Here is a 19,186-nt window from a genome sequence, read left to right as displayed (position 1 = left end):
TCAGCCGCATGAGCGATCGCTCTCCAAAACTTCATAATTATTTTCTGCGGGATCCTCTTGTGGCAAATTCGCTAAAAAGGCTTGTAGTCTCATGCGCTCAATATAAGGCCAGCCTCCCTCAGACTCAATATCTTTCAGTAGTGAGTAGAGCTGCCGGCGGTTAACAGGCAAACTCTCTTGAAAAACCCCATCCCGGATCTCTCGGTGTAAATGCTCCAACTGCCTAAGCATTGCCAAAAGAGCCACACTATCGCCTTGACAACCTTGAACTGCATCATACACCACAGTTGCGATCGCTTGCAGTTTACAGGACAACTCTCCTGATTCAAGATTTTTATTATCGTTCATGCCATCCTTTCCGTATAAATGAGGCCAACTCAAATTTACCGGAGATTTTTAATTTTCCCTAGTTTGTCAGTAGTTGCTCTAGATAAAGAATAAAGGAAATGAAGCTTCTGTAGGTTTCTATATAGGTTTTTTCTGGAGTTCCCATGTCCCCTATCCCCTGACTCACGTAAGTAAGGGATGAATATAACTAGATTTGTATCTTTATCAAACGCAATTGCGATCACTCGTAAAAGAGCGTAGTAACCTTTACCATAGCCTCCACAGCAGCTAGATGTGATCATAAGGAGACTTTTTTGATTAAGAGTACTTTGATTTTGAGTTAAAAAAAATCGTATGATCTGGCTGATTTCCCTATCAAACAATGGGCTGTATGTAGTAGCGTCACATACATGATACAAAAAGACTTGGGCGATGCTGCTTTTGTCTATGGCAAAAGCAAAGTGTGAAGCAGACACCCCTCTTCGCACTCTTTGAGACAAGTACTTATGCCGCTCTGTGTGGGGCTTACTCATCCACCCGCCCAAATCTAACAAATGCCACCAACAGTAAAACTGCTGGTTTTTTGCTCCCCTAATAACACACATCCAAAATGGATGCAGTGTACTTAGTCTGGGGCTTCTCACACCCCAAGCTCAAGAGAGCGACACGTTTAACTACGTTTAGCAGAGAAAATTTTGAGTGGCGACTTCCAACCTATACGCTTGGACACTTGTTTCAACTCCTGCAATCAGAGCAACGCAGTGTTCGATAAAGGATGGCTTCTCGTCAGAGATCAAAGCTTCGATGCAGTTTTACAACTTAGATATTAATTTTTGAGATTGAGGTTGACCATGAGGTATCGCGCTTTAATTGTTGCATTCTTGGCTTTGTGCCTGGGGCTAATAACTGCTTGTAGTGATGCTCCTGTTACTAGTAGTAGAGATGTACTCACCTACGATCAAATTCGCGGCACTGGCTTGGCTAACAAATGCCCCCAACTAGCAGAAACAAGCCGTGGTTCCATTCCCATTGATTCTAGCCAGTCTTATGCCATCAAAGAACTTTGCTTAGAACCAACTAGTTTCTTTATCAAAGAAGAACCTGCTAATAAACGCCAAGAAGCAGAATTTGTTGCTGGCAAATTGTTGACTAGATACACCTCCACCATTGATCAGGTACAAGGCAACCTAAAAATCAACCCAGATAATAGCTTGACCTTTGTGGAAACTGATGGTCTTGACTTCCAAGCCATTACTGTGCAACTTCCTGGTGGTGAGCGAGTACCTTTCCTCTTTACCATCAAAGACTTGGTTGCTCAAACCCAACCAAGTTTGAGCAGTATTAACACCTCCACGGACTTTGAAGGCACCTTCAAAGTTCCTTCTTACCGTGGTGCTGCTTTCTTAGATCCAAAGGGTCGTGGTGTCGTTAGTGGCTACGATAATGCCGTGGCTCTCCCCGCCCAAGCGGATGATGAACAACTTACCCGCACTAACGTCAAGCGTGCTGAAAATCTTAATGGTAAGATTTCTTTGCAAATCGCTAAAGTCGATAGCTCTAGTGGTGAGATTGCTGGTACTTTCGAGAGCGAACAGCCATCTGATACAGATTTAGGTGCTGGCGAACCTAAAGAAGTTAAGATTCGCGGTCTATTTTTTGCAAGGGTTGAACCGACTCGTGGCTAAACTCTCTGGAGTTACATAACTGACTGGCATTCAGAACTACAGTTCTGTAAGCATCAGGTTTCATAACAAAAGCTAACTTCTCTGCCCCCATTTTCAGGGCTGTTTCATTCCTATAAAAGCATTACAGACACGAAAAGAGATAAGGGTTCAGGGAAAGACAACAAGAAAATTCTTGCTTCCCTTATTACCAGCTTTTCAAGAGGTTTTGCAAGAATGAAACAGCCCTGCCTTTTTTTGGGAGGTAGATAGGCTTTTTACTAAAAAACTACGGAATAAAAAAAGGGCATCTTGCCCTTTTTTTATTTGCTTGCGTAAATTTGCGTACTATTTATAAAAATTACTAGTAATTTTTAATTATTGGATGAAGTTAGGTTGAATAAACACGTAATTATACTGTAAATCAAACTTTTGCTTATCCAATAAAATTACGACTACTGTTGTTTTGTTTATAGAAATTAGCTTCGCCATGAATTAATTAAAATTAAGTAAAATCTCGGTTTGATATTTGGTAACTAATTTTATATTTTATTTCTATGTAGTTGTAAAAACAGCTACAGAACATACCAAAGAGCAATAACAAACTAAATACCGATTTCGCCCCTTTAAACTTTGCGCGATTGTCAAGTAATTCTATGGAATTTTTTCTAGAAAAACGTTGTTATTTACCATAGAATTTTCTAGGGCATACAGCACAATAATATTGTCCTTGATATTGTGCGATCGCCTACGCCATCGTAGCTGAGTTTAAAAGTGAGGAATCAATTGTTGATTTACTCCATAAACACGGTGCTATGCCTACCACAGTCACCACTGAACTAAAACATGAAATTTGGCAGTTGTTGCGAGAATATCAGCAATCTCGGTCAGAAAGGGTTCGCAATAAGCTGGTTAAACTCAATTTTGGACTTGTGAGAAAAGAAGCTCACTACTGGACGAATCAATGTCATGAAACCTACGATGATTTGCTCCAGGTTGGATGTCTGGGTTTAATTAGAGCGATTGAAAAATTTGATATTTCCAAGGGACATGCCTTTAGTTCCTATGCTCTTCCTTATATTCGGGGTGAAATTCAACACTATCTCCGAGATAAAGGTGTCACCGTGCGAATTCCTCGCAAGTGGTTAGCACTGCAACAGCAAGCAATAGGAGTGTCCCGTTCTTGGCGTGAAAAACATAATCGCCAACCAACAGACTCAGAATTAGCAACAGCACTGGAAATCTCTCCAAACGAATGGCAAGAAATTAAATTAGCATGGGTAAATCGCGCTCCCTTGAGCCTCGATGTGCCAATTCAAGATGGAGAAGAAGGCTCTACCTGTTTGGGAGAATTGGTTCCGGATCTTCACTATCGTAGTTTTCAATTGGCACAAGAAGACCAACTTCGCTTGCAACAAGCATTGGTTCAGCTCGAACAGCGCACCCGCGATGTGTTGGAATGTGTGTTTTTGCAAGATTTGACACAAAAACAAGTTGCAGAACATCTGGGAATCAGTGTAGTAACCGTTTCTCGTAGAGTCAAGAAAGGGCTGGATTCGATGAAACAGCTCATGGGTGTAGCAGAAGATTAATTGCAAATAAACACCAAACCGCAGTTATGCTGAGTAAGCAGTGCTAAAAATAACCCTTAAAATGTAAAAATTTAGGTTATAAAGGGAACATACTTTGCCTTTGATGCAAAATTTTAGGCATATTGATTTCCACTTTCCAGTTTTCCAATGGCTTTTGAGAACCGCTCATGGGCAGAAATTCAAAAATTACAATTGCAGCTATTTTAATTTTGGCGATCGCTGGATGTGCTTCTGAAGACACACCACAAGCCATCAATCCTACGCCGATTCCCAAAATAGTAGCAAAGTCGCCAACAGCGGCTCAATCATTTACAAATCCAGTGATACCTGGCAAACAGGTTTCACAAGTTACTCCTGCATCTGCTAACTTGATTCAATCCACTAATGCTACAGAGCGAGCACGGTACCTTCAGGTATCAAAAGAGCGAAGTGACCCGTTTACACAACTTTTCGGGCAGACGGTTCCTGGAATGCCTAAAACATCTGGAAGACCTGTTCCCGTATTACCTAAGCTACCTACTCCATCGGTAGCAGTCCGAAAACTTCCAACGCCCAGCATAGCCTTAAATCAGAAGAAAAATAACATTGCTTCTGTACCAAAAAAAGTCAATCCTACTTTAACTTCAGTCTTGCCTAAAGTTTTGCCTCAAGTTGTCCCCAACCCTGCTTTAATATCTGTATTGCCACCACCAGCACAACCTGAGTTAGCAAGGGCAGTTCTTGTAACTGGTGTAGTTCTAATTAGTAAGGAACCACAGGCAATTATCAAAGTACCGGATGAGCCGACAAGTCGCTATGTGGAGGCGGGACAGCGATTAGCAAATGGCGTACTGGTTAAACGTATTGAAATGAATCAGGGCTACAACCCCATCGTGATTTTTGAACAATATGGTATTGAAGTTGCCAAAATGGTAGGGGAAGGGGCTGTCAATCCAACGCCGTCAGCTGCATCTGCTACCGGCAATCCTATTTCAGTGATAACACCCCCCTCAATCCCTTTTAATGTTGGAGCTTCATAAAGATGGGGACAAAGGAAAAAATTGAATTCGCTGGTTTGCCTTTAACTGTCTATAGAGAGATAGCAGCTCATTTACATCAAGTCGAAGGGGTAGAAGTGGATTTAATTCCCCAGTCATCCCAACAGTTTGATTACAATCAAAGTCAAATTGGTGGCTTGTGTATCTCGTGGGCAGCAAACTCTGGTTTAGAAAGTAGGCAACGGGTTAACCAAATTTTGGCTTACTATCAAAATCGCTATATGAATCATATTTGATTTGTGAAAATTGAAACTTTAGATTCCCGATTTTTCAAAAAGTCGGGAATTTTGTTGTTCACAAATGATTAAGTACAGCTATGGTGCTTGACGGCTCTAGTTGCGGATATTCTTGAATTTATCACATCTGTTATAGTCTAGACAGTTTAATTAAGGAAGCCCAACTCGATGGCAGCCTTGGAAGATATAGAAATTGCAGCGTTAATTCGGGAAGCTCGGCAGCTATTGCAACTGTCTCAAGTTGAGTTTGCCAGCAAAGTTGGTGTGTCGTTTCAGAGTGTTAATCGATGGGAGAATGGACGAAACAGACCAATTCCTCTAGCACTCAAGCAGGTTGAAAGATTGTTACATGATATGGGAGAACCAGGTGAAAACCTGTTAACCAAATACTTTAGCAATCAGGCCTAGCAGTGATGGCACCTGAAGAAGAAGGTATAGCTGTTAATAGTGTTTTTATTGAAGGTGGCGAAATTGGCAGCCTGATGCGATCGCTCGATTGGTCGCAGACTTCCTTAGGTTATGTGGCTGATTGGCCCCAGAGTTTACGGAGCGCCATTAGCATTTTGCTGGCTTCTAAAGCTCAGATTTGCCTCTTCTGGGGTTCGGAATTAATCACGATTTATAACGATGCCTATCGCCCTGCCCTTGCCTCAAAGCATCCCTGGGCGCTTGGTCGCCCTGCTCATGAAGTGTGGAGCGAAGTCTGGAATGTTATAGAACCTTTGCTCAAGGGAGTTGTGACAACAGGAGTTGCATTCTGGGCACAAGATTATTTATTTTTCCTGAATCGATACGGTTACATTGAGGAAACTTACTTCGATGTCTCCTACGATCCCGTGCGAGATGAAAGCGGGAATGTTGGCGGAGTTTTTTGCATTGTTAGTGAAACAACAGGACGAGTGCTGGGCGATCGCCGCTTACAAACCCTGAGCTTGCTAAGTAGCGAAACAGCTAAAGCAAAGACCGTGGAAGCGGCTTGCCTGTCTGCAATTCAAGCCTTAGCAACCAATTCTCATGACATCCCGTTTGCCATGCTATATCAGGTAGAGGCAGACGATAGCAGTGCAAAGCTGGTTGGAACTACTCCAATTGAGCAAACAGAAGCAACTCCATCGAGAGTGAACTTAACTCAACAGAGCGATGCATGGAAACTCGGACAAGTGTATGAGAAGCGGGAAGCAACGATAGTCGACGATTTGACAGCTCAGTTTGGGACTTTGCCCAAAGGAGCTTGGGACAAGCCCCCGTGTGCTGCTTGGGTTGTACCGCTAATCCCAGGTGGACAACAACAAATCGTTGGATTGCTGGTATTGGGCATCAATCCCCACCGGGCTTTTGAAGAAGAGTACCAAAAGTTCTTCGATTTACTGGTAGGCAACATGACGACTGCGATCGCTAATGCCCGTGCTTATGAAGAAGAACGCAAGCGGCTGGAGGCATTAGCAGAACTGGATCGTGCCAAAACGACCTTCTTCAACAACGTCAGCCACGAATTTCGCACTCCCCTAACGCTGATGCTGTCGCCACTGGAAGAGACGTTAACCAAATTAAACGGAATTATTCCACCCAAAGCGCAAGCACAATTGGAGATGGTGCAGCGCAATGGCACACGGCTGCTTAAGCTAGTCAATACGCTGTTAGATTTCTCGCGCATTGAAGCCGGACGCACCATAGCTAGCTATGAACCAATCGATTTAGGCACGTATACCGCAGAACTAGCAAGCATTTTCCGGTCTGCCGTTGACTCAGCGGGGTTGCAATTAATTGTAGATTGTCCTTCTTTAGCAGAACCAGTTTACGTAGATCGCGAAATGTGGGAGAAGATTGTGTTAAATCTGCTCTCCAATGCATTGAAGTTTACCTTTGTTGGAGAGATTGCAGTTTCTTTGCGCCCGGTTGGGATGATGGTGTCATTGGTAGTGCGCGATACTGGCACTGGGATTCCGGCAGATGAAGTTCCCCGGTTATTTGAGCGGTTTTATCGAGTTAAAGGTGTCAAAGGTCGCACCTTTGAAGGCACGGGCATTGGGCTGTCGCTAGTGCAAGAATTAGTTCAGATGCATAGTGGGACAATTACCGTTGACAGCACCTTCGGTCAAGGCAGTACCTTTACTGTCCAATTGCCAACTGGAACGGCTCACTTACCCCAAGATTGCCTTAATACTAGCCAAAGCAGTGTTTCTACTGCTTCTAAAGCAGTGTCTTATGTTGAGGAAGCTTTATGGTGGCTCCCGAAAGAAGCTCAAGAGCCGGAAGAATTCTCTCCTCCGTCCCTTTACCCCTTTGCTTCTTCTGCCCGGATTCTGCTGGTGGATGACAACACCGATATGCGGAATTATTTGCGACGGATTCTTAGCGAATATTATAAAGTGGACGTGGCAATTGATGGTGAAACCGCTCTAGCTGACGCATACAACGACCCGCCTGATTTGCTCCTCAGCGATGTCATGATGCCAGGAATGAATGGCATTGAGTTGCTGCGACAGTTACGGGCTGATTTAAGAACGCGCGAAATTCCCATTCTGCTACTGTCTGCCCGGGCTGGAGAAGAATCGGCAGTGGAAGGGTTGGAGTCTGGGGCAGATGATTACTTGGTGAAGCCATTCAGCCGACGTGAATTACTGGCACGGGTTGCCGCCAATCTAGAGTTAGGACGAGTGCGCCTTGCTGCGAGTCAGCAACGTTTTCGCTTTCTGGCTGAATCCATTCCCCAAATGGTCTGGACGGCTGATGCAATTGGTCGGGTAGATTATTGTAGTCTTCGCTGCCTTGACTACAGTGGGTTGACGCTAGAGCAAATTCAAGGGTTCGGTTGGCAGAACCTCATCCATCCAGAGGAGCGAGAACACACCATTTCGGTGTGGACTCAAGCTGCTCAAATGGTTACAAGTTACGAGGTTGAGCATCGCTTGAGACGGGCAGATGGAACATACTGTTGGCATCTCACCCGTGCTTTACCGATGCTGAATGAAAACAGTCAAATTATTCGCTGGTATGGCACTTGCACAGATATCAGTGAACGAAAACTTGCAGAATCAGCCTTACGCCGATCTGAGGAACGTTATCGAACGCTGTTTGAGTCTATTGACGAAGGATTCTGCGTGATCGAAATGTTGTTTGATGAAAACGATACGCCGAACGATTACCGCTTTTTAGAAATCAATCCGTCCTTTGAGAAACAAACGGGACTCAAAGACGTACAAGGCAAAAGGATACGCGATCTAGCTCCGAATCTGGAAAAGCATTGGTTTGAAATTTACGGCAAAGTCGCCATGACGGGCGAACCCGTTCGTTTTGAGAATCGCGCTGTTGCCCTACAACGTTGGTTCGACGTTTATGCATTCCGCATTGGGCAGCCGCAGCAGCAACAAGTCGCCGTCCTTTTCAAGGATATCAGCGATGCCTATCAGCAAGCTACGCAACGCCAACTTGCCGAAGCCGCCCTGCGAGAAAGTGAAGAGTTAAAGCAACGAATTTTGGACAGCAGTCATGATTGTATCAAAGTTTTAACGTTAGATGGGCGGATACTCTACTTGAATCAAGGTGGGCTGCATCTTCTAGAAATTGATGATCCTGCGTCCTTTGTTAACGCCGAGTGGATTAGTTTGTGGCAAGGCGAAGACCGAGAAAATGCCAAAGCGGCGATCGCCGCAGCCAAAATAGGTAATGTCGGTCAATTCCAGGGCTATTGCCTGACTGCAAAGGGCAAGCCGAAGTGGTGGGATGTGATTGTTACTTGCGTCCGAAATGCGTCAGGAATGATTGCACAACTCTTAGTCGTCTCACGCGACATAACAAAGCAAAAGCAAGTGGAAGCTGAACGCGAACAACTTTTTTTGCGTGAGCAAGCTGCGCGTGAACAAGCTCAGACAGCGAATCGAATTAAAGATGAGTTTTTGGCAGTGCTATCACATGAATTGCGATCGCCCCTCAATCCTATTTTGGGTTGGTCTAAATTGCTTCGCAATGGGACATTAAATGCCGCAAAAACCGCTATTGCTTTGGAAACAATCGAGCGCAATGCCAAACTCCAGGCAAAATTAATTGAGGATTTGTTAGATGTCTCTCGCATTTTGTCTGGCAAACTCAATTTAGCAATGGCTCCTGTTAACTTGGCATCGACGATTGAAGCAGCGATTGAAACTGTGCGTTTAGCAGCAGAAGCAAAGTCAATTGAAATTGAGAGAGTACTTAATCCAAATATTGGGCAGATTTTGGGAGATTCTGCTCGTTTACAGCAAGTGTTTTGGAATTTGCTTACTAACGCTGTCAAGTTTAGTTCTGCTGGTGGACGGGTTGAAATTCGCTTAGAGTCCAAAGACTTGCAGGCTCAAATTACTGTTAGCGACACAGGTAAAGGTATTAGTCCTGACTTTCTCCCCTACGTGTTTGAATCCTTTCGTCAGGCGGATGCGACAACAACTAGGAAGTTTGGCGGGCTAGGGTTAGGGCTGGCGATCGTCCGTCATCTAGTTGAATTGCATGGAGGTACTGTTCAAGTAGACAGTCCTGGAGAAGGGCAAGGAGCCATCTTTAATGTCAGGTTTCCTTTGATGAAAGAACAAGGTTCTAGCCAGAAAGTACAAGAGAACTCTTCATTTTTGACTTTTAACACCTCACCTCTAACAGGGATACGGTTACTAATCGTTGATGATGATGTAGATATCCGTGATTTTTTGGGTTTTGTCCTTGAGCAGGCGGGAGCAGAGGTTAGGATTGCGACATCGGGAATAGAAGCACTGCAAGCGGTAGAGCAATCACCACCAGATATTTTGTTGAGTGACATTGGAATGCCAGAGATGGATGGCTATATGCTGATTCGACAAATTCGAGCCATGCCACGCGAACAAGGTGGGCAAATTTTGGCTTTAGCTCTCTCGGCTTATGCTGGAGAAGTTAATCGCCAACAAGCTCTAGCCGCCGGATTTCAGCAGCACGTTGCCAAGCCAATAGACCCAGACAGATTAATTGCAGTCATTCTAGATATAATCGCCAAGAGAAATTAAATTTCAAGAGAAGTGTGTAGAAGTTTCTGCGGCTTCCCGCAGGGAGGGTCGGCTTGCGACCCTAAATTCGTTATTTTAAATTTTTAATTGGAGCAAAATAACTATGACTGCTGCTGTCTTTCTAGAAAACGTCTACAAGTTTTACAACAATGTACCTGTAGTCAATGACCTGTCATTCCAAATTGAAGCGGGGGAAATATTTGCTCTACTCGGCCCGAACGGCGCTGGTAAATCAACTACGATTCGGATGTTGACTACACTAACGAAACCATCCCAAGGACGGATAGAAGTAGGTGGATATGATGTGATGAGCCAATCAATGCTGGCAAAACAGAGTATTGGCGTAGTCTTGCAGCAAACTAGTGTAGATAACGATTTAAGCGTTTGGGAAAATATGGAACTGCACGGGAGGCTACATCACATTAGCAATCCACAGCGACAAAAACTAATTAATCAATGGCTAGAGTATGTTGAGTTAGCAGAAAAACGTAATGATTTGGTAAAAACCCTGTCTGGGGGTATGAAACGACGATTGCAGATTGCGAGAGCTTTATTGCATCAACCGCAAATTCTGTTTTTGGATGAACCAACGGTAGGACTAGACCCCCAAACCAGGCGACGCCTCTGGGAAATTATTCGAGATTTGAATAAACAAGGGATGACGATGCTACTGACGACTCACTATATGGATGAGGTCGAATTTTTGTGCGATGCTTTTGGTTCTACCAAGCCAGGACGCATCGGTATTATGGATGGCGGTAGGCTGATTTCTTTGGGAACTTTACAACAGCTCCGTTCTGCTCACGGTGAAGGTTTGGTGATGAAGCAATTGGGTGTGTCTGAAGTGGGGAATGATAGCGCCCGTAGTTGGGAATATTTGTTTTTCCCATCTTTGGAAGCAGCAAATGTCTACTTGAATGAACAGCCCGATAAAACCGGAATGATGGTGCGTCCCTCTAACCTGGAAGATATTTTTGTGGAATTAACGGGACGCCAGTTAGATTAACCTCATCCTCCTAACTGTCGCAGCATAGCTTCTACTCTGTTCACCCCTTGTAAGTCATTGCGCTGCTTGTACAAGTTGCGGGCTTTTTGAAGCAAGCTGTTTGCTTGTTTTGTTTGTCGTCGCTGTTTATACATTGAACCCATCAACTCATAAGTCTGGGCGTTGTTCTTGTCTAAGCTAATTGCTTGGTCGTATGCCCAAGTAGCGGCAGTATAGTCTCCCATACGAGATTGCGTCACTGCCAATCCTAAATAGGCGTTAACGTTGTTACGGTTCAACTGTATGGCACGACGGTAGCCTTCTTTTGCGCCACGGGTGTCGCCCAAATTCGCTTTGATGTAACCTACAGCGTAGTAAAAATCACTATTGTTAGGGTTGATGGCGATCGCTCGACGATAAGCTGTTAATGCCGCCTTGTAATTTCCCTGTTGAGCGTATAAGTAGCCAATACCTGAATGGATTTTAGCATTTTTGGTATCTAGCCTAGCTGCGTCCTGATAAACTGCGATCGCACCACCGTAATCACCCGTATCAACTAATCTCCGTCCTTCTTCTAGTAGTTGCTTTAATTGTGGGTTTTTGGCTTGCGCCACTAATACCTGAGCCTGAGCTACTGAAGGTATAGTAAAGGCAAAACATCCTAAAAACACCACACTCAGCACAAATGATGTTGGCTTGTACACAGTAAATTTCCTGAAATTTTAGAGGACTTTTTTCTTGTACATTAAAACAAAAATATAGACTTTTGAAAACTGTATTTTTTCGTATTGATTAAGATGTTAATAATTCATCGACTCTTTTCTTTACAATCAGCGTTGAATTTCAGGGTTTTTACTGAATGATGAAGTTACCTTATATATAAATCAATAATCCAGCAAAATGACACTTTTGGGATCAGTAGTTATACGCGTCATTTATAAAAATGTAACAGGCGTTTAACTTAATACTAGAGAGGCAATGCGCCAATTTTAAAGGGTTTAAGATTCATTAATTGTTTATTATTTTATTTAAATTTTGCTGAATTTGTATCCAGTTTTTAGTTTTTTGTACTACGTTTTAGTAAGCTGCAATCCAGGCATTTATATCTTTTTTAAGCCATTACACGGTAAGATAAATTTAACAATTAAAAATTTATTTAAAATCCTAGTTTTTAGTCGAGATGATCCTACCAATGAGTGCGAATTTGCGGTAGTGCTGTACGCTAGTAAGAAGCGATCGTAATCTAAAATTATATGAGAGGATGTTTTCCAAATCTGTATCAACATAAACTATTTTTTAATGTATATTATGATAATAAATATCAACCTGTATGTCATCTTGGAGGCTAATTTATGATTATAACTACCACTGATGTAATTCAAGGAGCCGTTATTGATTCATATTTAGGAATTGTGACAGCAGAAGTAGTCTATGGCAGTAATTTCTTGCGGGATTTTTTGGCTGGTATTCGAGATATTATCGGTGGACGCACTGGTAGCTATGAGCGTCTATTTGAGCAGGGTCAACGCAAGGCATTAGAAGAATTAGAGCAACGGGCACAGCGTTTAGGAGCAAATGCTGTGATTGGGATTGAAATTGATACTGGCACAATCAATATTGACCAGTCAGGAGTTCTTTTATTGATTACTGCCACAGGCACTGCTGTAAAGATGCGTTAATGTTTTATTAACTATCTAATGACTTTGTTAATATTTTTTAATCATGGTTCCAAACTTTTATATTGAGTTTAATTTTTCTGACAAATTAAAGTCAGATTATTATAGAAGTTAATAACTGTGTTTTAACTTCAAAATTATATATGTAAAGTTCATAAAGTTTTGCAAACATTATGAGTTTATCAATAAATACTAAATTATATTAAAGTTTGTTCAATCCATTTCTTTATTTATTATTACTAAAGATAGATTGAATAACTATTTCTCCTGATAGATGTAAAAGTATAGGATTTAGCTATTTAATATTGAGCATAAACATGAATATACCTGAGATAAAGTTTGCTGAAATAGCACTGGAGAACATAAACTATGTCATACGTAAATCGGACAGGTAATGACGTTATTTCTACTGAACCTGCGGTAGCAGGTCGAGTAGCTGAGTATCATGATCTTGTTCGCTGGGGCCCAATTATTTCTGGTTTGTTGGTTGCTTTAGCTACTCAATTGATTTTAAGCGCTATAATTGGTGCTTTTGCGGCAGGCACAGTTGAAGGTTCAGGTGCACCCAGAACAATTGCCCCTAACGCTGCTGGTAATGCTGGACTTTGGTCAACTATTGCTTTACTAATTTCTTTATTTACTGGTGGTTGGGTTACAGCCCGTGCTTGTGGACCGATGAACCGCAATACCGCTCTACTTAACGGCGCAATTCTTTGGGCAACGACTTTGGCAGTTAGTTCATGGCTGTTAGCAAGTGGAGTATCTGGTGCTTTCGGTGTTGCTGCTTCTAACGCTGGGGAAGTCATAAACCAAGTACAACAGCAAGGTGGTGTTAATGTACCACAAGCAAACGTAACTGCCCAACAAGCTCGTGAAGCGGCAGCTAATTTACGTTCAGGATTGTGGTGGTTTGTGTTTGGTTCTTTGTTGGGTTTAATAGCTTCAATGATTGGAGCCGTAACTGGCGCTCGTAGTCCTAGAGCTAACAATTACAATTCTTAAAAAATTTTTGGACAAACCAAATGTAATCAATTTGTAAAGCACTTTTCAAAAGGTGCTTTCTGTTTTTTAGTTGACACTGCCTCTCTTCCTCTAATGCAAAGCTATGTTATTAATACTGTTGTAGCGACTTTCTAAATATCCTTTTAGCTAGCTGTATTCAAACAACTCTCATGATCCACAGTTAAATATATTTTTAATGGTTGAGTATAACATAATAAAAATATGAAAGAAATAGTTACTTTTTTATTTGGCTTAGGTTTTGTATTCAATGCTAGTTTATTTGTCCCCCAAGCTATCAGAATCATCAAAACTAAAAGTGCTAGAAATATTTCTTTAATAACTTTTGTTGGTTTTAATATTATTCAACTTAACGGTGTTCTTTATGGTTATTACTACAAAGACCTAATCTTGATGTATGGTAATTTAATTAGTTTTATTGGCTGTGGGACAGTAACATTATTGGCAATATATTACAGAAAAGGATAATCTATTAACTAATTAAATCTAAAATATTATTATAGGAATCTTGTTGGTTTGATTTTTGAAATATTATATAGGGTAAGCTCTCCCCACCCTACATTTGTTGAGAAAATTTTCCTACTTGGTATATTTTTAACAAGAAAGGCAGGAGGAATACTGCCTTCTGCCCTCAGGGAGAACTCTGTGCCTCCTGGCTCCTTCAGATCACCACTTTAGGTATGCAGCCTCAATTCCCTGCTCACGACGAATTTTGCCATCTTTTTCAAACCAGGCAATTACTTCTTGTGCTTTCAAATCTTCAATCGGAACGCCGTACTCTTGGGCAATATGCTTTAAAAGTTTAAGTGATGAAATTGTTAATCTTGTTAAAAACTTTTCTGAGGAAGACAACAAAGCCGCGTCTACTTTTGCTGACTCTTCGAGAGTTAAAAATTGTGCTGATGGTTGCTGCGGTGGTATATCCATAACACTATCTCAAATTTAGTTGATTATTGGGAATTGGGTAATAGTTTTCACAAATTACTAATGACGAATTTGTACCAAATAGCCACAACGGTGTTCACCATCAATAATCCAGTGGGTGCGTTCTACGGTACAATCGGGTAAGACGGCTGCAAACATTTCTAATTCGTGACCACAGATGCTGGGGAAAGACTCGGCAACATTGGAAATGGCGCAGTTATGCTCCATTAAGATAAAGCGATCGCTCTCAAATGAGTCATTCACATCAACAGGGTGATACTCTGCCATGAAGCCTTCCGCTTTTCTCAACTCTACTAAATTAGCTACACGTTCTCGCAGTGAACCGTTACCGACGCGATCACGGTATTCTTTGGCTTTGCGCTGCCACTGTTTCTCTAAAATCGATTTAAATTGGTCGTGTCCTACCGTTTCGGCTAAGGTGTCTAGCAACGAAACCACAAAATTTCCGCTTGCATCACCAAAGCGATCGCTCATTGTTCGATGCAAGCGATCGCGTCCTTGACGACTCAATTCATAAAGATGCTGCGGCCGCCCCATCCCCGCCGCCTGCACTGATGTCGAATACAAAACTAGCTGCTCCGTCTCCAAATCTTTGAGATGGCGACGAATCGCTTGGGGGGTAACGTCTAAAACTTCAGCTAGCTCCAAAGCCGTTGCTTTTTCATGTTTGTGCAGATATTCTAGGATATCTTGCTTGGTTGAGGACTGGTGGGTAGTCGCCATCTTCATGTGGTGCGAGACGTTCAGCGAACGCCCCAAAAATTAATTTCTTTCAAAATTTGACTTTGACAACATTGTTGTTGTTAATTTAGCGTAAAATGAAGATAGATTAAACAACATAGTTGTTGTTTTACTCTCCACCACTATTCTAGCAGCCGTGTAACCATTCCGTAACGGTAGATGGGAATCGGCTAAAGAAACCCCGTCTCCCATCCTTATAGAGAGATTCAAGTTCCGAACACGAGAGATTATTACTGATGAGTGCCACTGTCAAAACCTTAGTCAACCAACCCTACAAGTACGGCTTTGTCACGGACATTGAGGCCGACACTATTCCGCGTGGACTAGACGAGGACGTTATCCGCTTGATCTCCTCTAAGAAGAACGAGCCGCAGTTCATGCTGGACTTTCGCCTCAGAGCTTATCGCCAGTGGCAAAAAATGACGGAACCAACTTGGCCGAATGTCAAGTATCCGCCAATCAATTATCAGGATATCATTTATTACTCAGCGCCGAAACGCAAAAAAGAAAAACTAAACAGTTTGGATGAAGTTGATCCAACCCTTTTAGAAACCTTCGAGAAGTTAGGCATTTCCCTATCTGAACAGAAGCGGCTGGCAAATGTCGCCGTTGATGCAATTTTCGATAGCGTTTCTGTCGCTACTACATTTAAAGAAAAGCTAGCGGAAGATGGCGTTATTTTCTGTTCGTTTTCCGAAGCGTTGCAAGAACACCCAGAACTGATTAAAAAATATTTGGGTAGCGTTGTTCCTATAGCTGACAATTATTTTGCCGCCTTGAACGCCGCCGTATTTAGCGATGGTTCTTTTGTCTACATTCCTAAAGGCGTGAAATGCCCAATGGAACTGTCTACCTACTTCCGCATCAACTCTGGTGACACGGGACAATTTGAGCGGACTTTGATTGTCGCCGAAGAAGGTAGTTATGTTTCTTACCTCGAAGGTTGCACTGCACCGATGTATGACAGCAACCAATTGCACGCCGCCGTTGTGGAACTAGTCGCCCTCGACAACGCCGAAATTAAATACTCCACTGTGCAAAACTGGTACGCTGGCGATGCCAATGGTAAAGGCGGTATTTACAACTTTGTCACCAAGCGCGGTTTGTGTCAGGGCGTAAATTCTAAGATTTCCTGGACTCAAGTAGAAACAGGTTCGGCAATTACTTGGAAATATCCTAGCTGTGTGTTGGTGGGTGATAACTCTGTGGGTGAGTTTTACTCGGTGGCGCTGACAAATCATCAGCAGCAAGCTGATACGGGTAGTAAGATGATTCACGTAGGTAAGAATACCCGCAGTACAATTATTTCTAAAGGAATCTCCGCAGGTAATTCTAGTAATAGCTATCGGGGTTTGGTGAAAGTTAACCCGACGGCTAAAGGGGCGAGAAATTATTCTCAGTGTGACTCAATGCTGATTGGGGATAATGCCCATGCTAATACTTTCCCTTATATTCAGGTGCAAAATAACGGTGCGAAGGTGGAGCATGAAGCTTCTACTTCTAAGATTGGGGAAGATCAGTTATTTTACTTTGCTCAACGGGGTATTTCTTCAGAAGATGCTATTTCGATGATGATTAGCGGCTTCTGTAAGGATGTTTTCAATCAGCTACCGATGGAGTTTGCTGTGGAAGCTGATAAGTTGTTGAGTTTGAAGTTGGAAGGCAGTGTTGGATAAATGGCAGCAAGGATAAACACAGAGACATCGGCATTCTGTGTTTATCTTTAGGAAGAATGACGAACCGCAGAGGCGCAGAGAGCGCAGAGAAAGAGAAGGAGAGAAGATGATTATTGAAAATAGTGAAGTTGTGCTGTCAGTACGGAATCTGACGGCTAATGTTGATGGGACACCGATTTTAAAAGGTGTGAATCTTGAGGTGCGATCGGGTGAAATTCATGCGATTATGGGGCCGAATGGTTCTGGTAAGAGTACTTTTTCTAAGGTGTTGGCTGGGCATCCGGCGTATGAGGTGACTGGCGGTGAGGTGATTTTTCAAGGGCAAAATTTGTTGGAGTTGGAGCCGGAGGAACGCGCCAGAAGTGGTGTGTTTTTGGCGTTTCAGTATCCGTTAGAAATTCCGGGTGTGAGCAATTTGGATTTCTTGCGGGTGGCGTACAATTCTCGGCGCAAGGCTCAAGGTTTAGAGGAAATAGACGCTTTTGATTTTGACGATTTGATTGAGGAAAAGCTGGATGTGGTGAAGATGAATGCCAGTTTTCTCAGTCGCAGTTTGAATGAAGGATTTTCTGGTGGCGAGAAGAAGCGGAATGAAATTCTGCAAATGGCTCTGCTAGAACCAAAGTTAGGAATTTTGGATGAAACTGATTCGGGTTTGGATATTGACGCGCTCAGAATTGTAGCGAATGGGGTAAATCAACTGGCAACTCCAGAAAATTCTACAATTTTGATAACTCACTACCAACGATTACTCGATTATATTGTGCCTGATTTTGTGCATGTGATGGCACAAGGGCAGATTATTACGAGTGGTGGTAAAGAACTGGCGCTGGAATTAGAGTCTCGCGGTTATGACTGGGTGCTGGCAGAATTTGCTGCTGCTGAGGTGGGTGTGTAATGAATATTCAAGTATCTCCTAGTCCAATACCTAATTCAAATGCAGTTAGTTTGACATCGATGTTAGATAGAGATGATTATCTGACTAGGTTGTTAAATCAAGTAATGGCAACTAAAACAGAAGCTTGGTTGCAGGAATTACGCCAAAGTGCTGCTAATTGGGTACGCCACTCAATTATCCCGACTACCCGCGAGGAAGAATGGCGATTTACTGATTTGTCGTCTCTACGAAAGGTGCAATTTAATGTAGAGGCGGAAAATTTTGCGTCTCTAGAATTTGATATTTTGCCAGAGGCGGCTAATAGTCGTTTGGTATTTGTTAATGGCGTTTTTGCGCCGGAGTTATCCGCAGTTTCAGATTTACCATTTGGAATTGTGGTGAGTAATTTGGCTGGTTTGTCTGCGGTTGAGCAGGAAGGTGTACGGCAGTATTTAGCTCAAGCTGAGGGAGCGCAGGAGGTTTTTACTGCTCTCAATACGGCTGGGATGACTGATGCAGCTGTGGTGTGGGTGAAGAAGAATGTGGTAGTTGAAACGCCAATTCATTTGGTGTTTATTTCGGTTGTGGGTGAGACGGCGACGATTTCGCAGCCGCGTTGTTTGGTGGTGGCGGAAAGTGGTTCGCAGGTGACGTTGGTTGAGGAGTATACGAACCGCAGAGGCGCAGAGAGCGCGGAGGAAGAGGGAGTATATTTTACTAACGCGGTTACGGAAGTTTGGGTTGGTGACAATGCCCAAGTGAGCCACACTAGGGTTGAGTGGGAAGGTGCAGAGGCTTTTCATATTGGGAAAACTGCGATCGCACAGGCTCGTGATAGTCGATATACTTGTCATGCCATAACTTTAGGTGCGAAGTTGTCGCGGCACAATTTGGAGATTTTGCAAACTGGTGAGCAGACGCAAACTACTCTCAATGGTTTAACGATAATTTCTGGTAAGCAGTTGTCTGATACTCACAGTGCGATCGCACTCAACTATCCTCACGGTACAAGTGACCAATTGCATAAATGTATTGTAGGCGATCGCGCTCATGCGGTGTTCAATGGTAAAGTTTTTGTACCCAAACCAGCGCAGTTAACAAATGCATCCCAGTTGAATCGCAATTTGCTGCTATCGTCTAAAGCCAGAGTGGATACCAAACCCCAACTGGAAATTACTGCGGATAATGTAAAGTGCGCTCACGGTGCTACCGTTAGCCAATTAGAAGATGATGAAATATTTTATCTGCAAAGTCGGGGAATTGATGAAAACGATGCTCGGAAGTTGTTAATTAACGCCTTCGCTGCTGAAGTTATCAACCAAATACCGATTCCCTCTCTGCGAGAAATCCTTTTAAACACAGTGAATAATCTCAAGTCCCTGACTAATGAGTAATAACGTAATCTAC

At 42.8% G+C, this 19,186-nt stretch carries 17 protein-coding genes; 13 read left to right on the top strand and 4 right to left on the bottom strand.

Going from position 1 to position 19,186, the window contains the following annotated elements; all coding sequences use genetic code 11:
• A complete protein-coding gene (locus H6G96_RS01625; protein WP_190909619.1) occupies window positions 1-348 on the bottom strand; it encodes a hypothetical protein in 348 nt (115 codons plus the stop codon).
• Window positions 349-1,178: 830 nt separating this feature from the next.
• Between H6G96_RS01625 and H6G96_RS01620 the strand changes: the two genes are divergently transcribed.
• The 7 genes from H6G96_RS01620 to H6G96_RS01590 all read left to right on the top strand — a co-directional run bounded on the left by H6G96_RS01620 (window position 1,179) and on the right by H6G96_RS01590 (window position 10,865).
• Window positions 1,179-2,012 (top strand): photosystem II manganese-stabilizing polypeptide, encoded by an 834-nt coding sequence (locus tag H6G96_RS01620; protein ID WP_190909618.1) that lies wholly within the window; start codon window positions 1,179-1,181, stop codon window positions 2,010-2,012.
• Between the two features lie 791 nt (window positions 2,013-2,803).
• Window positions 2,804-3,580: an RNA polymerase sigma factor SigF gene (locus tag H6G96_RS01615; protein ID WP_190909617.1), complete on the top strand. Its 777-nt coding sequence runs from the start codon at window positions 2,804-2,806 to the stop codon at window positions 3,578-3,580.
• A 167-nt stretch (window positions 3,581-3,747) separates the two neighbouring features.
• On the top strand, window positions 3,748-4,599 hold the full coding sequence (locus H6G96_RS01610; protein ID WP_190909616.1) for a hypothetical protein: 852 nt from the start codon (window positions 3,748-3,750) through the stop codon (window positions 4,597-4,599).
• A gap of 2 nt (window positions 4,600-4,601) precedes the next feature.
• Window positions 4,602-4,853: a hypothetical protein gene (locus H6G96_RS01605; protein ID WP_190909615.1), complete on the top strand. Its 252-nt coding sequence runs from the start codon at window positions 4,602-4,604 to the stop codon at window positions 4,851-4,853.
• A 168-nt stretch (window positions 4,854-5,021) separates the two neighbouring features.
• Entirely contained in the window at window positions 5,022-5,261 is a 240-nt protein-coding gene (locus tag H6G96_RS01600) for a helix-turn-helix transcriptional regulator (RefSeq protein ID WP_190909614.1), read from the top strand.
• Between the two features lie 5 nt (window positions 5,262-5,266).
• Window positions 5,267-9,859 (top strand): ATP-binding protein, encoded by a 4,593-nt coding sequence (locus tag H6G96_RS01595; protein WP_190909613.1) that lies wholly within the window; start codon window positions 5,267-5,269, stop codon window positions 9,857-9,859.
• A gap of 103 nt (window positions 9,860-9,962) precedes the next feature.
• Window positions 9,963-10,865, top strand: a complete 903-nt coding sequence (locus H6G96_RS01590) for an ABC transporter ATP-binding protein (RefSeq protein WP_190909612.1) — start codon at window positions 9,963-9,965, stop codon at window positions 10,863-10,865.
• Window positions 10,866-10,867: 2 nt separating this feature from the next.
• Here H6G96_RS01590 and H6G96_RS01585 read toward each other — a convergent pair whose 3' ends face one another.
• A complete protein-coding gene (locus H6G96_RS01585; protein WP_190909611.1) occupies window positions 10,868-11,548 on the bottom strand; it encodes a tetratricopeptide repeat protein in 681 nt (226 codons plus the stop codon).
• Between the two features lie 648 nt (window positions 11,549-12,196).
• Here H6G96_RS01585 and H6G96_RS01580 point away from each other — a divergent pair.
• The 3 genes from H6G96_RS01580 (at window position 12,197) to H6G96_RS01570 (ending at window position 14,008) form a co-directional block, all read left to right on the top strand.
• Window positions 12,197-12,523 (top strand): YbjQ family protein, encoded by a 327-nt coding sequence (locus H6G96_RS01580; protein WP_190727411.1) that lies wholly within the window; start codon window positions 12,197-12,199, stop codon window positions 12,521-12,523.
• A gap of 366 nt (window positions 12,524-12,889) precedes the next feature.
• Window positions 12,890-13,522: a hypothetical protein gene (locus tag H6G96_RS01575; protein ID WP_190909610.1), complete on the top strand. Its 633-nt coding sequence runs from the start codon at window positions 12,890-12,892 to the stop codon at window positions 13,520-13,522.
• A gap of 222 nt (window positions 13,523-13,744) precedes the next feature.
• The gene (locus H6G96_RS01570) at window positions 13,745-14,008 is read left to right on the top strand and encodes a PQ-loop domain-containing transporter (protein WP_190909609.1); all 264 of its coding nucleotides are present in this window, start codon (window positions 13,745-13,747) and stop codon (window positions 14,006-14,008) included.
• A gap of 198 nt (window positions 14,009-14,206) precedes the next feature.
• Here the strand turns inward: H6G96_RS01570 and H6G96_RS01565 are convergent, their stop codons facing one another.
• Together H6G96_RS01565 and sufR are read right to left on the bottom strand one after the other, a co-directional pair.
• Window positions 14,207-14,467, bottom strand: coding sequence for a hypothetical protein (locus H6G96_RS01565; protein WP_190909608.1), 261 nt, complete (start codon window positions 14,465-14,467; stop codon window positions 14,207-14,209).
• Window positions 14,468-14,524: 57 nt separating this feature from the next.
• Window positions 14,525-15,208 (bottom strand): iron-sulfur cluster biosynthesis transcriptional regulator SufR, encoded by a 684-nt coding sequence (gene sufR / locus H6G96_RS01560; protein ID WP_190909607.1) that lies wholly within the window; start codon window positions 15,206-15,208, stop codon window positions 14,525-14,527.
• A 254-nt stretch (window positions 15,209-15,462) separates the two neighbouring features.
• Between sufR and sufB the strand changes: the two genes are divergently transcribed.
• The 3 genes from sufB to sufD all read left to right on the top strand — a co-directional run bounded on the left by sufB (window position 15,463) and on the right by sufD (window position 19,173).
• Window positions 15,463-16,902, top strand: a complete 1,440-nt coding sequence (gene sufB / locus H6G96_RS01555) for a Fe-S cluster assembly protein SufB (RefSeq protein ID WP_109009508.1) — start codon at window positions 15,463-15,465, stop codon at window positions 16,900-16,902.
• A 106-nt stretch (window positions 16,903-17,008) separates the two neighbouring features.
• On the top strand, window positions 17,009-17,800 hold the full coding sequence (sufC, locus tag H6G96_RS01550; protein WP_190909606.1) for a Fe-S cluster assembly ATPase SufC: 792 nt from the start codon (window positions 17,009-17,011) through the stop codon (window positions 17,798-17,800).
• On the top strand, window positions 17,800-19,173 hold the full coding sequence (sufD, locus tag H6G96_RS01545) for a Fe-S cluster assembly protein SufD (protein ID WP_190909605.1): 1,374 nt from the start codon (window positions 17,800-17,802) through the stop codon (window positions 19,171-19,173). The genes sufC and sufD overlap by 1 nt, the downstream gene beginning before the upstream one ends.
• Window positions 19,174-19,186 lie beyond the last annotated feature (13 nt).

Origin of the sequence: Nostoc sp. FACHB-892, from assembly GCF_014698795.1 — a bacterium.
Lineage (GTDB): Bacteria > Cyanobacteriota > Cyanobacteriia > Cyanobacteriales > Nostocaceae > Nostoc.
This window is presented reverse-complemented; position numbering and strand designations above follow the sequence as displayed.